Genomic DNA, 13469 nt, shown 5'->3' on the forward strand with positions numbered 1-13469 from the left:
GGGCGCCCGAGTGCGCCCTGCGGCCGTGCCGCACCCGCACCCGAGATGTATCTTCTCCCAGCCAGAGAGCCCCCTTCATGCGCTTCCTGAACGACCTCATGCCCTCGTACGACCTCACGTACGACGACGTCTTCATGGTCCCCAGTCGATCCGCCGTGGGCTCCCGCCAGGGTGTCGACCTCTCCTCCAACGACGGCACCGGCACCACCATCCCGCTGGTCGTCGCCAACATGACCGCCATCGCCGGCCGCCGGATGGCCGAGACCGTGGCCCGCCGCGGCGGCCTGGTCGCCATTCCCCAGGACATCCCGACCGAGGTCATCGCCGAGGTCGTCGGCTGGGTCAAGCGGCGCCACCTGGTGCACGACACGGCCATCACCCTCGACCCGGGCGCCACCGTCGCCGAGGCGCTCTCGCTGCTGCCCAAGCGCGCCCACGGCGCGCTGGTCGTGGTCGAGGACGGCCGTCCGGTCGGCGTCGTCGCCGACTCCGACTGCCAGGGCGTCGACCGCTTCACCTCGCTCTCCGAGGTGATGTCCCGCGAGCTGCTGCTGCTCGACGAGGACATCGACCCGCGGGACGCCTTCGACAGGCTGAGCGAGGGGCACCGCAAGCTCGCCCCCGTGGTGGACCGCGAGGGCCGCCTGGTCGGCATCCTGACCCGCAAGAACGCGCTGCGCGCCACCCTCTACACCCCGGCCGTGGACGCCGCCGGCCGGCTGCGGGTCGCCGCCACCGTCGGCATCAACGGCGACGTCGCCGGCAAGGCCAAGGCCCTGCTGGAGGCCGGTGCCGACACGCTCGTCGTGGACACCGCGCACGGTCACCAGGAGTCGATGATCACCGCGCTGCGGGCCGTGCGCGGCCTGGACCCGCAGGTTCCGGTCGTCGCGGGCAACGTCGTCTCGGCGGCCGGCGTGCGGGACCTCGTCGAGGCGGGCGCCGACATCCTGAAGGTCGGCGTCGGCCCGGGCGCGATGTGCACCACCCGGATGATGACCGGCGTCGGCCGACCGCAGTTCTCGGCCGTTCTGGAGTGCGCCGCCGAGGCCCGCCGGCTCGGCAGGCACGTCTGGGCCGACGGCGGCGTGCGCCACCCGCGCGACGTCGCCATGGCGCTGGCAGCCGGTGCGTCCAATGTGATGATCGGCTCCTGGTTCGCCGGTACCTACGAGTCGCCCGGCGACCTGCAGACCACCGCCGACGGCCGGCAGTACAAGGAGTCCTTCGGCATGGCCTCCAAGCGGGCCGTGGGCAACCGCACCGCCCAGGACTCCTCGTACGACCGGGCCCGCAAGGCGCTCTTCGAGGAGGGCATCTCGCACTCGCGGATGTTCCTGGACCCGGCCCGCCCGGGCGTCGAGGACCTGATCGACTCGATCATCGCGGGCGTGCGCAGCTCCTGCACCTACGCGGGCGCGGCCACCCTGGAGGAGTTCCACGACAAGGCCGTGGTCGGCATCCAGAGCGCGGCCGGCTACGCCGAGGGCAAGCCGCTGCACTCCAGCTGGGCCTGAGCCCCTGGGGCCCGTCCTGCGGGCCCGGCGGCCGGTCCGTTCCCTGTCGGGGGGAACGGGCCGGCCGCCGGTGCGTCGGGCCCCAGGCCGAGCGGGAGCAGCAGGGCGCGGCCGAGCAGGCCGACCGCGCCGTCCAGCGCCGTGCCGAACGCCGCGGCCGCCGCGGGGCGCTCGCGCAGCTCCCAGAGCACCTGCACCGACCCCCAGGCGGCCTCCCGGGCGGTGTCGACCGACCACGCCCCGAAGCGGTGGGTCAGCGGTTCGAACCGCTCCAGGACGTCCGGGCCCGGCATCAGCTGCTCCCGCACGGTCGTCTCCACCTCCGCCAGCAGGTCGTTGATCCGGTGGTAGTCCTCCGCGAGGTGCTCCGGCTCCCGGTCGAGCCGCCGGCAGGTGGCGACGACGGCGAGCGGCAGGTCGTGCTGGATGTGGGCGGTCATCCCGGCCAGCGCGAACTGCACCGGGTGCACGCCCGGGTGCGCGCGCAGCTCGAACAGCGGCCGCCAGCAGGCCGGTGGCCGCCGTCGCGCCGCGACCGCGTCCACGGCCAGCAGGTAGCGCCCGGCGAACACCGTGTCGAGTACGGCCATCGCGGACGGGTCGGCGAAGCAACCCAGCCGGGAGCGCACGGTCCGCGTGACGGTGAGGTACATCCGGTTGAACACCGCCACCCCGTCGGAGGGCGGCAGCCCGGCCCCGATCGCCCGCAACCGGCGGACCACCGCGTCGATCCCGTGCGCCGCCGCCGTGGTCCTCGTGGACACCCTGACCATGCGTCACCCTCCGGCGTCGATCGTGCACTGATCGCATCATCGTGGCACGCCGGGTCGGTGGATCCCGGGCGGTCGGACCGGCCCGTCGGGGTCGGGCTGCCGGCGCGCCCAGGGCGGGTGCCGCCGCTCAGGGCGGGTGCCGCCGCTCAGGGCTCCCAGCGGATCGCCAGGACGGCGGCGTCGTCGGCGAGGCCGGCGGGGGAGACCCAGGAGGCGACGTCGGCGAGCAGGGCGTCCAGCAGGTCGTCCGGGGTGGCGGCGGGCAGGCCGGGGAGGCGGGCCGGGAGGGGGTAGAAGACGTCCACCGCGTTGCGGGCCTCGGAGACCCCGTCGGTGTACAGCAGCAGCAGGTCGCCGGGGTGCGGGTGGACGGGGTCGGCGTGGTAGCCGCCGTCGCCGGCCAGGCCGAGCAGGCCGAGCGGCGGGGCGTGCCGGGCCGGGGCGAGTTCGGTGATACGGCCGGCTCGGCGCAGCAGGGGGTGCGGGTGGCCGCAGTTCACCAGCCGGGCCGCGCCGTCCCGGTCCACGGCGAGCAGCAGCGCGGTCACGAACCGCCCGTCGGTCGGGCGGTCGCTCACCACGGCGTCGAGCCGTTCGGCGAGCCGGGCGAGGTCCGGCTCGGTGCGGGCCGCGGTGCGGAAGGCGCCGAGCACGTCCGCCGCCGTCTCGACGGCGGGCAGGCCGTGGCCCTGGACGTCCCCGAGCAGGACCCGGATCCCGTACGGGGTGTCCGCCACCTCGTACAGGTCGCCGCCGATCCGCGCCTCGGCGGCGGCCGCGACGTACCGGACGGCGATCCGCAGCGGGCCGACCCGCTCGGGCGGCGGGCGCAGCAGGGCCCGCTGGGCGGCCTCGGCGACGGTCCGGACGTGGAACAGCTCGCGTTCGCGGGAGGCGATCAGCACGACGTTGGCGGCGCTGGCGAGCGTCGCGGCGGTGATGGTGATCAGCGAGGCGAGGTGGACGGTGTCGGGCAGGTGGCTGTTCTCCTCCTCCAGCAGCCCGGCCACGAGGATGGCGGCGACCCCGGTGGCGAGCGGCACCCGGGCCCGCCGGGTGGTGGCGCCGACCAGGACGGGGGCCACCGCGAGGACGGGGGAGAGGGTGGTGCCCGGCCCGGTGAGCAGGTCCGCCAGCACGGCCCCGACGAGCAGCAGGAAGGCGCCGAGCAGCAGCCGTCTGGTCCGCCGGGGCAGCGGCGGCAGCGGCATCTCGCCGTCCTCGGACCCGCCGGCGCCCACGGCCACGCCCTCGCCTCCTGCCCGTTCGCCCGCTCCGGAACCCCTTCGTCCACTCTCCACCGCCCCCCACCCCACCGGCATCCCGGCACCCGCCGGGACGGTCGGGCCCCGGCCGGTTCCCAGTCCGGTTCGCGGTCCGCGAGGGGAGCCGCCCGACCCGTCCTCCGGGCGGACGACGGGGGTCCGAAGGTGGACCCCTACGCCGTGTGCGCGGCGAGCCAGGCCGTGATGCGGGCGGACAGGGCGGGGACGTCATGATCCACGGGTGCCATGGCCCGCAGTCTGCCGGACGCCGCCGACAGGGCGGTGTGCGGAGGACGTAGGGTGGCGGGCGAGATGAGACGTAGGAGTACGGCGCCGGCCTCGCCGCTTCCCCAGCGGTTCGGGGTGGATCCGGTGCATCTGCGGCTGCCCGTGACGGGCGGGCCGTGGGCGACGGTGGGGGCGTACCTGGCGGAGCGGCTGCCGGCGGTGGCGGCCGAGCGGGTGGACGCGCTGCTGCGGGCCGGCGGGGTGGTCGGGGAGGACGGGCGGGCCGTCCACGCGGCGGAGCCGTTCCGGCCGGGGACGCACCTGTGGTTCTACCGGGAGCTGCCGCCGGAGGTACCGGTCCCGTTCGAGCTGGAGGTGCTGCACCGGGACGAGCACCTGGTGGTCGTCGACAAGCCGCACTTCCTGGCCACCACCCCGCGCGGACGGCACGTCGTGGAGACGGCGCTCTCCCGGCTGCGGCACGCGCTGGAGCTGCCCGCGCTGAGCCCGGCGCACCGGCTGGACCGGCTGACGGCGGGGCTGGCGATGTTCGTGGTCCGGCCGCAGGACCGGGGCGCCTACCAGACGCTGTTCCGCGACCGGCTGGTCCGCAAGGAGTACCGGGCGGTGGCGGCGTACGACCCGGCGGTGGAACTGCCGCGCACGGTGCGCAGCCACATCGTGAAGGAGCGCGGGGAGATCGCCGCGCGCGAACTCGACGAGGCGCCGAACAGCGAGAGCCGGATCGAGCTGCTGGAGCAGCGCGACGGGCTGGGCCGCTACCTGCTGCGGCCGTCGACGGGCCGCACCCACCAGCTCCGGCTGCACATGAGCGGGCTGGGCCTGCCGATCCTGGGCGACCCGGTGTACCCGGTGGTGCTGCCGGAGCCGGCCCCGGACGACTTCCGCCGTCCGCTACAACTGCTCTCCGCGGTGATGGAGTTCACCGACCCGCTGACCGGCCGTCCGCGCCGCTTCGAGAGCCGCCGGACGCTGGCGGCCTGGGCGGATGGCCCGTGGGAGCAACACCTGCCGATCAGCGGGGACGCGTAACCCGCCGGCTACCGCCCCGGCGGCAGCTCCAGCTCGAACCAGACCACCTTCCCCTCCGGTGTGCGCCGGCTGCCCCAGCGGTGGGCGAGCTCGTTCACCAGGTGGATGCCGCGTCCGCCCTCGTCCTCCTCGTGGGCGCGCCCGATCCGCGGGGTGGTGATGTCCCGGTCGGCCACCTCGACGGTGAGCGTGCGGTTGCAGAACAGCCGTAGCTGGGTGGGCGATCCGGCGTGCACCAGGGCGTTGGTGATCAGTTCGCTGGTGAGCAGCTCGGCGCAGTCGGCGAGCGCGGACAGCCCCCAGTCGGTGAGCGTCTCCCGGGTGAAGCGGCGCGAGTGGGCGACCATCGCGTGGTCGCCGCCGAGCGCCAGGGTGGCGATCCGGTCCGAACCGGCCGGCCGGGCCTGCGCCATGATGACGGCGATGTCGTCCTCGCTGGTGCGGCCGGTGAGTTCGGTGAGCACCGCGTCGCAGGTCTGCTCCAGCGAGGGGCGGCGGTCGGCGACGGTGCGGCAGAGCAGCCGCAGCCCCTCGTCGAGGTCACGGCCGCGCCGCTCGACCAGGCCGTCGGTGTAGACGGTCAGGATGCCCTCCTCGGGGAGGGTGAACTCGACGCTCTCGAACGGGACTCCGCCGACCCCGAGCGGCGCGCCGGGTGGCAGCTCGACCAGGTGGGCGTTGCCCTCGGTGTCGGACACCACCGGGGGCAGGTGGCCCGCGCAGGCGGCGGTGCAGTGCCGGCCGACGGGGTCGTACACCACGCAGATGCAGGTGGCGAACTGGCCCTCGCCGAGCGCCGTGGTGGCCTCGTCCAGGCGCTGCAGCACCCGGTCGGGGGCGATCTCCAGGGTGATCAGCGTCCTTGCCACGGTGCGCAGTTGGCCCATCGTCGCGGCGGCCCGGATGCCGTGGCCCATCACGTCGCCGACCACCAGCGCGACCCGGCCGGCGGAGAGCGGCACCACGTCGAACCAGTCGCCGCCGACCTCGCTGACCACACTGCTCGGCAGGTACCGGTAGGCGAGATCGAGCCCCAGTGTGCGGTGGATCTCCTGCGGCAGCAGGCTGCGCTGCAGGGTGAGCGCGGTCTCCCGCTCGCGCCGGTAGAGCCGGCCGTTGTCGATGGCCAGCGCGGTGCGGGCGACCAGCTCCTCGGCCAGCGCGCGGTCCGCCGGGCCGAACGGCAGCGGATTGCGGCTGCGGACGAACTCCGCGCCGCCGAGCACCAGTCCGCGCGCCAGCAGCGGCACCATCAGGTACGAGTGCACCCCGGCCTCCAGGCTCGGCTGCACCCGGTCCGGCGAGGCCACGATCCCGCGCAGCGCCGCCGCGTCCACCTCCGGGACCAGGATCGACCGGCCGGTACGCAGGCTCTGCGCGTACATCTGCGCCGACTGCGAGGTCTCCCCGATCGCGTCGGCGGCGTCCGCCATGGCACCGTGCTCGTCCAGCTCGCCGACCGCCACCGCCCGCATCAGCACCGAGCCGTCGGCCGGCACGGGCGCCGGGTCCTCGCCGTCGAGCACCGCCTCGCGCAGGTCGACGGTGACGAAGTCGGCGAAGCGCGGGATCACCACGTCGACCAGCTCCCGGGCGGTGCGGTACAGGTCGAGGGTGGTGCCGATCCTTCCCGACGCCTCGTTGAGCAGCGACAGCCGCTGCTGCGCGGACCGCGCCTCGTCGAGCGCCTGCTGCCGGGCGGCGGCCGCGTCCCGTTCCCGGGTGAACAGCAGCGCGTTGTCGATCGACACGGCCGCCCGCACCGCCAGCTCCCCGGCCAGCGTCAGGTCGTCCTCCTCGTAGGGGCGGTCCACCACGGTCCGGTAGAAGGCGGCCAGGCCGACCGGCGAGCCGCGCGCGATCAGCGGCACCACCATCAACGAGCGGACGTTCTGCTCGTGCACCGCCGCCGCGCGCACCGGGTCGTCCCGGAACCAGGCCAGCCCGGCCTCGTCCATCCGCGGCACCAGCACCGGGGCGCGGTGCGCGAGCGCCCAGGCGTAGGGGGTGGTGGCGACGAAGCGGTGCACCCCGCCGGTCCGGTCGATCGGGCGCAGGGTCGAGTGCGGCGCCGCGTGGAAGGCCATCCGCCGCAGCAGCGCAGAACCGTCCTCGGACGTCCGGGCCTCGGGCTCGCCGCGCACCAGGTCGTCCAGCACCTCGACGACCACCGTGTCGGCCAGCCGGGGCGTCGCCACCTCGGCCAGCTCCTGGGCGGTCTGGGCGAGGTCGAGCGTGGTGCCGATCCGGGCGGAGGCCGTGTTCACCACCGCCAGGCGCTCCTGCGCGGCCTTCGCCTCGCGCAGCGCCTGCTGCCGGTCGAGCACCGTCTGGTGCTGGCGCAGGTACAGCCGGGCGTTGTCGATGGCCACCGCGGCCCGGGAGGCCAGTTCGTCACCGAGCGTGATGTCCGCCTCGGCGAAGGACTCCCGCGCGCCGCGCCGGGAGAAGACGATCATGCCGAGCGTGGTGCCGCGCGCCACCAGCGGGGTGATCCGCACCGAGCGCGGCCGGTCGCCGAGGTACGCCTGCCGGCCGCTCTCGGTGATCGCCTCGCTCAGCGGCGGCAACTCCCAGGACGGCACGACCACCGTCCGCCCGGAGACCAGCGCCCGCGCGTACGGGGAGTCCGGCGCCACCTCGTAGACCGCGTCCACCGGCAGCGCCTCCGCCGGGTAGAGCGGGTCGGCGGTGGCCAGCGCCAGCCGGCGCACCTGCAGCGGGGCGGTGGGGTCCAGCGGCTCGACGTCCCGGCCGGCGGCCAGCGCCTCCAGGGCGAAGACGCCGCTGATGTCGGCCACCTCGGGCACCATCGCGTCGGCCAGCTCCCGGGCGGTCTGCCGCAGGTCCAGCGTGGTGCCGATCGAGGCGGTGGCCTCGACCAGCAGGGTGAGCCGCCGCTGCGCCCGGGCGGCCCTGGTCTCGGCCTGGAAGCGCTCGGTGACGTCGACGACCGTCGAGCTCACCCCGAGGACGCGTCCGCCCTTGTCCTCCAGCCGGAAGTAGGAGGCCGACCAGGCGTGGTCGTGCATCGGGTCGCCCGGGGTGCGGCCGTACGAACGGGCGTCCACCACCGGTTCGCCGGTCTCCAGCACCCGGCGCATCACCTCCTCGCTCTCCGCGCCGTTGATGCCGGGCAGCAGCTCGGTCAGCCGGCGGCCGAGGTGCTGCTCCACCGACAGCCCGTTGATCCTCGCCAGCGCCTCGTTGAGCCGGACGAAGGCGAGGCCGGTGTCGTACACGCTCATGCCGACCGGGGCCTGGGTGAAGAAGCCGTCCAGTACGGCCAGGTCGGACTGGATCCGGCGCAGCGTGGTCACGTCCGAGGCCACCGCCAGTACCAGCGGGCGGCCACCCGGCCCGGCGATCGGATGGGTGCGGAACTCCAGGTTGACGTGGTGCCCGTCGCGGTGCCGGACCGGGAAGACACCGGACCAGACGCGGCCTTCCAGGATCTCCTGGAACAGCCCCAGCACCTCCGGCCGCCGCTCGTCGGCGACCAGCAGCTGCGCGGCCCGCGCGCCGATCGCCTCCTCGGCGGAGTAGCCGAGCAGGGCCTCGGCGTCGCCGCTCCAGTGCAGGATCCGGCCGTCGGCCTCGATCAGGGCGGTGGCGATCGGCACCATCAGCAGGGCCTCCGGGCCGTCGGGACGTCCGGGCCCGGCGGCCTCGCGCCGCTCATGCCGTCTGTTCACCATGCTCGGTCACCATGGCCGGAACCGCCCGGAGATCGTCGCCACCAGCCCTGCCATCTTCCCACGGGCCCCGCCACCCCCGCTCGGCGCACGGCCGCGGCCGGTCACCCCCAGGTGGTCGGCGGGCTACGCCTGGGTGGTCTGCAGGGTGCGCAGCAACTGGACGCCGGGGGTGTCGACCGAGCGGCGGGTGTTGGCCAGCACGATCACCCCGACCTGCCGCTCCGGGTCGAAGGCCGTGAAGGAGCGGTAGCCGCCGGTGCCGCCGTTGTGCCAGATCTGCAGGTGGCCGCCCTGCCGGGCGTGCAGGCGGTGGCCCAGCCAGCCGAGGTGCGTCCAGGCGAAGGGGTTGACCCGGTGCCGCACCTCGCGGGTCAGCGCGATCGCCGGGGCGAGCGGCGAGCCGCCGTCGGTGCCGTCCCGGCCGTCGGTGCCCTCGCCGCCGGCCGCCAGCTGGGCCCGCAGGAGGACGGCGAGGTCGGCGGCGGTGGACTTGAGCGCGCCCGCCCCCGCGAGGCCGGCGAGGTCCCAGCCCGGCACCGGGCGCCCGCCCGCCGTGTGGCCGGGGGCGAGCCTGGCCGTCTGCGCCGGGTCGGGCGCGAGCACGGTGTCGGTGAGCCCGAGCGGTTCGCAGACCTCCCGCCGGACCAGTTCCCCGTAGCCGACGCCGGCCCGGTGCGCGAGGGCGAGGCCGAGCAGTCCGGCGCCGAGGTTGGAGTAGCGGAAGCCGCGCCCGGGCGCGGTCCGCGCCTTGGTCCGGCCGAGGCTGTCGAGCAGCCACTCGGGGGTGCAGTGTGCGTAGGGGTCGGGCTTGTTGGGGGTGAGCAGGGAGGACAGCAGCATCCCGGCGGGCAGCCGGGGCAGGCCGGAGCTGTGGGTCGCCAGGTGGTGCAGGGTGATCGGCGCGGGGCCCTTGCCGGGGAAGGCCGCGCCGGCCGGGAGCGCGTCGGCGAACAGGTCCGCGAGCGGCTCGTCCAGCGCGACGGTGCCCGCCAGGGTCAGCCGGGCGAGTACGAGGGAGGTGAACACCTTGGTGACGGAGCCGATTTCGAACAGTGTGTCCGGACCGGGCCGCCCGCCGGCGGGTCCGGGGCCGGTGCGTCCGGCGCCGCGGATCTCCACCGTGCCGCGGGCGAGGCCGGCGACCACCACGCCGACCTGCTGGCCGGCGAGGCGGTCGGCGGTCTGCTGGACGAGGCTGCCGAGATCGTTCATGGCCCCGAGCCTAGGAGCGGCGCCGGGCCGCGTCGTCCACCGGGGCGACGATTTTCACCGGGACCCCGCTCGTCCCCGGGAGGTACGGGAGGACGGGCGGGGTCCCGGGCGAGGCGCGTCCCGGCTCAGCAGCTCAGGTTGTTGCCCGGCACGGTGCCGATCAGCTGGGTGAAGCGCTGGTAGGCGTTGATCCGGCTCTGCACCTGGGCGGGGTTGCCGCCGTTGCACTCCAGCGAGCCGTTGATGCTGCGGATGGTCTCGCCGAAGCCGTAGCCGTTGACGATCGCGTTGTGCGGGGTCATGGTGCCCGGCCCGTTCTGGGTGTTCCAGTACCAGAGCGCGGTCTTCCAGGCGACGGCCGGGTCGGTCTGCACCAGGTTGGGGTTGCGCAGCAGGTCGATGCCGAGGGCGTCGCCGGCGGCCTTGTAGTTGTAGTTCCAGCTCAGCTGGATCGGCCCGCGCCCGTAGTACGCGGCCTGGCCGGCCGGGCAGCCGTACGACTGCGAAGCGTCGCAGTAGTGCGGGTAGTTGGCGGTGTTCTGCTCGACCACGTACACCAGCGCGCCGGTCTCGTGGTTGACGTTGGCCAGGAAGGCCGCGGCCTCCTGCCGGCGGACGGTGTCGGTGCCGGTGGCCGCGAAGGCGGGGTAGGCGGCGAGGGCGTCGATCAGGCCCTGGTAGGTGTAGAAGGGGTTCCGGTTCGGGAACATCTGGTCGAACTGGGCCTGGCTGACCGGGAATCCGCCGGGGTTGGGGTTGCCGGTGGAGGTCGGCGTGACGGTCGGGGTCGGGGTCGTCGTCGGGCCGGTGCCGCAGACGCCCTGGTCGGACCAGACGCCGGAGCCGCCGGTGCTCGGCGGCTCGTTCTGGGTCCACCACTTGGCGAGCCAGTTGTGGCCGTTGTAGGAGACGGCGGCGCCGCCGGTGTAGACGGCCGAGGAGTTCCAGGGCGTGCCGCAGACGGCGGCGCTGGCGTTGGCCGCGGGCAGCAGCAGGACCACCGCCAGCGCCGTGGCGACGGCGGAGAGCAGTGCGAGCAGGCGTTTCGTGGACACTTGATCACCCCTTGTGCGGTGTGGGGCCGCACGGTCGTGGAGGTAGGGACGTCGGGGCAGGGGAGCCGGGGCCCCGCGTGGTGGGGGCACGTCGTGGGGGACGGGCCGACCGGGGTGCGGGCCGGTGCGGGGCTGACCCAGACTCAAGCGGAATGGTCTAGACCTGTCAAGGGGTTTCGGGTAAAACGCGCGCGGTGGGGGAGGTGTGAACGGCCGCGACCGGGCCCGCGCGGCGGTACTGTCATGGCCCGGTCCGTCCATCTGGAAGGATGGCGGGGTGGACGAGACCTCCGACCCCGCCGCCCGGTCCGGCCCGGGCGCGCCGATCCGCTCGGGCATCCCGGAGCACGGCAGGGTGCCCAAGTACTACGCCGTCAAGGGCCAGTTGGAGGCCCTGATCGGCGAACTCGGCGAGGACGGCGTGCTGCCGACCGAGCGCGAGCTCGCGGCCCGCTTCGAGGTGGCCCGCGAGACGCTCCGGCAGGCCCTGCGCGACCTGCTGATCCAGGGCCGGATCCGGCGGCGCGGGCGCAGCACGGTGGTGGCCGGCCCCAAGCTGGAGCAGCCGCTCTCGCTGGCCAGTTACACCGAGGGCGTGCGCCGCCAGGGCCGGGTCCCCGGCCGGACGCTGATCGGGCTGGAACGGCTCGGCGCGGACCCCCAGCTGGCGGGCCAGCTGCGGATCGCCCCGGGCGAGCCGGTCTGGCACCTGGAGCGCGTCCTGCTCGCGGACGGCGAGCGGGTGGGCCTGGAGAGCGCCTATCTGGCGGTCGGTCGGGTCCCGGCGCTGGACGTGGAGTTCGACCCCGCCTCCTCGCTGTACGCCTACCTCGCCGAGCGGGCGGGCATCGGCTTCGGCGCCGCCGACGAGCGGATCGAGACCGTGCTGGCCACTCCGCGCGAGGCCCTGCTGATCGGCACGCCGCCGGCGCTGCCGATGCTGCTGCTGCACCGGCTGACCCGGGACGCCGAGGACCGGCCGGTGGAGCGGGTGCGCTCGCTCTACCGGGGCGACCGGTTCAGCTTCACCACCCGTCTCGAAGCGGACTGACCTGCCTCGAAGCGGACTGTTCCGCCCCTCCGGCGCCTTCCGCGCCGGCCTGGCGATCGTCCGGGTCGGCCGACCGCGCCAGAGCCCGCGCTAGGACGGGGCGAGCGCGGCCCGCAGCCGTCCGGCGACCAGCGCCGCGCCGGCCTCGTCCGGGTACGCCCGGCGCGGCCAGAAGAAGCCGCGCAGCCCGTCCCTGGGATTGCGCGGCACCACGTGCACGTGCAGGTGCGGCACCGACTGGCTGATCCGGTTGTTCGTCGCGACGAAGCTGCCCGCCGCGCCCAGCCCCTGTTCCACCGCCGCCGCCACCCGCTGCACCCGCAGGAAGAACGGGCCCACCTGCGCCGCCGGCAGGTCCGCCAGGGTGTGGTGGTGGGCGCGCGGCACCACCAGCACATGGCCCGGGAAGAGCGGCCGGCGGTCCAGGAAGGCCACCGCCGCCTCGTCGTCCAGCACCCGGTGCGCGGGCTCGGTGCCCGCCACCACCGCACAGAAGACGCAGTCCATCCGTCCATTCAACCGGCCGCCCGAGGTCCCGGCATCCGCTCGGCGCGAGGGCGCCGGGAGGTCACCCGAGCGGACCCCGAGCGGGTGCGGGCCCCGGTGGCCGGGGCGCACCGTGCAGGTGGGGCGCGCGGCGCGTCCCGTCGACGAGGAGGTGGCCCGGATGGCGGGCAAGTTCGAGGTGTACGAGGACGCCGGAGGCAAGTACCGGTTCCGGCTCAAGGCGGGCAACGGCGAGATCGTCGCGACCGGCCAGGGTTACGCGAGCAAGGATGCCGCGCACAAGGGCGTCGAGGCCGTCCAGCGGGCGGCGGACGGCGCGAGCGTGGTGGACGTGAAGTCCAAGGCCGCGGCCTGAGGGCCGGGTCACGGGGAGCGGGCGCCCGGACCTCGGGCGCCCGCTCCCCGCGTCCGCCCTCGCCCGCTACTCGTAGCGGTACAGCAGGGCCTCCCGCTCGTTGCGCTCGATCGCCTCGATGGTCAGCGCCGGGTCCGCCAGGTGGGAGAGGGTGACCTCGGCCGAACTCGGCTGGGCGTCCGCGGCGAGCCAGTTCTCCGGCTTCCACGCCGAGGCGCGCAGGAAGGCCTTCGGGCAGTGCGCGAAGACCTCCTCCACCGCCACCACGATCGCGCTGCGCGGCGGCTTGCCGACCGCCGTCAGCTGCTCCAGCAGCCGCGGGTCGGTGGAGACGCAGGCCCGCCCGTTGACCCGCAGCGTGGTGTCCCGGCCCGGGACGACGAAGATCAGCCCGACCCGGCCGGTCTCGACGACGTTGTGTAGGGTGTCCAGCCGCTTGTTGCCGGTCGCGTCCGGGATCGCCAGGGTGAAGTCGTCGAGCACCGAGACCAGTCCGGGCGGCCCGCCGCGCGGCGACACGTCGCAGCGCCCGGCGGCGTCCGCGCTGGCCACCAGCACCAGCGAGGAGCAGGCGATCAACTGCCGGGCGACGTCGTGGATGCGGTCCACCTGCTTGCGGCGGGCGTGGTCGCCGGGCTGCTCGTAGACGTCCCGCAACCGCGCGGCGTCGCGCACGGCCTCCGCGCTGAGAGCGGCGAACAGGCCGGACGGGCCGGGAGTTGACGGAAGAGTGATCTCCGGTGTGCTGGTCATAC

11 protein-coding genes are annotated in these 13469 nt (G+C 74.9%); 4 read left to right on the forward strand and 7 right to left on the reverse strand.

The features are described 5' to 3' along the window. Positions 1-77: 77 nt before the first annotated feature. Positions 78-1517, forward strand: coding sequence for a GuaB1 family IMP dehydrogenase-related protein (locus ACFVUH_RS23890; protein WP_355371424.1), 1440 nt, complete (start codon positions 78-80; stop codon positions 1515-1517). Here the strand turns inward: ACFVUH_RS23890 and ACFVUH_RS23895 are convergent. Then, positions 1478-2281 carry a DUF5995 family protein gene (locus ACFVUH_RS23895; RefSeq protein ID WP_387915269.1) on the reverse strand — a complete coding sequence of 268 codons (804 nt, stop codon included), beginning with the start codon at positions 2279-2281 and terminating at the stop codon, positions 1478-1480. The two genes, ACFVUH_RS23890 and ACFVUH_RS23895, sit on opposite strands and share 40 nt — an antisense overlap. Before the next feature lie 155 nt (positions 2282-2436). Further along, complete coding sequence (locus tag ACFVUH_RS23900; RefSeq protein WP_355365637.1) at positions 2437-3537, reverse strand: PP2C family protein-serine/threonine phosphatase; 1101 nt, start codon at positions 3535-3537, stop codon at positions 2437-2439. A 330-nt stretch (positions 3538-3867) separates the two neighbouring features. Between ACFVUH_RS23900 and ACFVUH_RS23905 the strand changes: the two genes are divergently transcribed. Next, on the forward strand, positions 3868-4836 hold the full coding sequence (locus ACFVUH_RS23905; RefSeq protein ID WP_355365634.1) for a pseudouridine synthase: 969 nt from the start codon (positions 3868-3870) through the stop codon (positions 4834-4836). Between the two features lie 8 nt (positions 4837-4844). Here the strand turns inward: ACFVUH_RS23905 and ACFVUH_RS23910 are convergent, their stop codons facing one another. The 3 genes from ACFVUH_RS23910 to ACFVUH_RS23920 all read right to left on the reverse strand — a co-directional run bounded on the left by ACFVUH_RS23910 (position 4845) and on the right by ACFVUH_RS23920 (position 10801). Continuing rightward, positions 4845-8534, reverse strand: coding sequence for a SpoIIE family protein phosphatase (locus ACFVUH_RS23910; RefSeq protein WP_387915270.1), 3690 nt, complete (start codon positions 8532-8534; stop codon positions 4845-4847). Positions 8535-8657: 123 nt separating this feature from the next. Then, the gene (locus ACFVUH_RS23915) at positions 8658-9746 is read right to left on the reverse strand and encodes a serine hydrolase domain-containing protein (RefSeq protein WP_387915271.1); all 1089 of its coding nucleotides are present in this window, start codon (positions 9744-9746) and stop codon (positions 8658-8660) included. A gap of 125 nt (positions 9747-9871) precedes the next feature. Continuing rightward, positions 9872-10801, reverse strand: coding sequence for a glycoside hydrolase family 19 protein (locus ACFVUH_RS23920; protein WP_387915272.1), 930 nt, complete (start codon positions 10799-10801; stop codon positions 9872-9874). Between the two features lie 277 nt (positions 10802-11078). On the opposite strand from ACFVUH_RS23920, the gene ACFVUH_RS23925 reads away from it, so the two are divergent. Continuing rightward, positions 11079-11852: a GntR family transcriptional regulator gene (locus ACFVUH_RS23925; protein WP_387915273.1), complete on the forward strand. Its 774-nt coding sequence runs from the start codon at positions 11079-11081 to the stop codon at positions 11850-11852. A 90-nt stretch (positions 11853-11942) separates the two neighbouring features. Here ACFVUH_RS23925 and ACFVUH_RS23930 read toward each other — a convergent pair whose 3' ends face one another. After that, entirely contained in the window at positions 11943-12359 is a 417-nt protein-coding gene (locus ACFVUH_RS23930; RefSeq protein ID WP_387915274.1) for an HIT family protein, read from the reverse strand. A gap of 160 nt (positions 12360-12519) precedes the next feature. Here ACFVUH_RS23930 and ACFVUH_RS23935 point away from each other — a divergent pair, with 160 nt between their 5' ends. Next, positions 12520-12714 (forward strand): DUF1508 domain-containing protein, encoded by a 195-nt coding sequence (locus ACFVUH_RS23935; RefSeq protein WP_355365617.1) that lies wholly within the window; start codon positions 12520-12522, stop codon positions 12712-12714. A 66-nt stretch (positions 12715-12780) separates the two neighbouring features. Here ACFVUH_RS23935 and ACFVUH_RS23940 read toward each other — a convergent pair whose 3' ends face one another. Next, complete coding sequence (locus tag ACFVUH_RS23940) at positions 12781-13467, reverse strand: MSMEG_1061 family FMN-dependent PPOX-type flavoprotein (protein WP_387915275.1); 687 nt, start codon at positions 13465-13467, stop codon at positions 12781-12783. Between the last annotated feature and the right edge of the window lie 2 nt (positions 13468-13469).

Source organism: Kitasatospora sp. NPDC058032 (genome assembly GCF_042885845.1).
Classification (GTDB): domain Bacteria; phylum Actinomycetota; class Actinomycetes; order Streptomycetales; family Streptomycetaceae; genus Kitasatospora.

Bases quoted from the DNA above. Each gene is read 5' to 3' on its own strand.
- ACFVUH_RS23890 (WP_355371424.1), top strand. From the start codon at position 78: ATGCGCTTCCTGAACGACCTCATGCCCTCGTACGACCTCACGTACGAC.
- ACFVUH_RS23905 (WP_355365634.1), top strand. From the start codon at position 3,868: ATGAGACGTAGGAGTACGGCGCCGGCCTCGCCGCTTCCCCAGCGGTTC.
- ACFVUH_RS23910 (WP_387915270.1), bottom strand. From the start codon at position 8,534: ATGGTGAACAGACGGCATGAGCGGCGCGAGGCCGCCGGGCCCGGACGT.
- ACFVUH_RS23915 (WP_387915271.1), bottom strand. From the start codon at position 9,746: ATGAACGATCTCGGCAGCCTCGTCCAGCAGACCGCCGACCGCCTCGCC.
- ACFVUH_RS23930 (WP_387915274.1), bottom strand. From the start codon at position 12,359: ATGGACTGCGTCTTCTGTGCGGTGGTGGCGGGCACCGAGCCCGCGCAC.
- ACFVUH_RS23935 (WP_355365617.1), top strand. From the start codon at position 12,520: ATGGCGGGCAAGTTCGAGGTGTACGAGGACGCCGGAGGCAAGTACCGG.
- ACFVUH_RS23940 (WP_387915275.1), bottom strand. From the start codon at position 13,467: ATGACCAGCACACCGGAGATCACTCTTCCGTCAACTCCCGGCCCGTCC.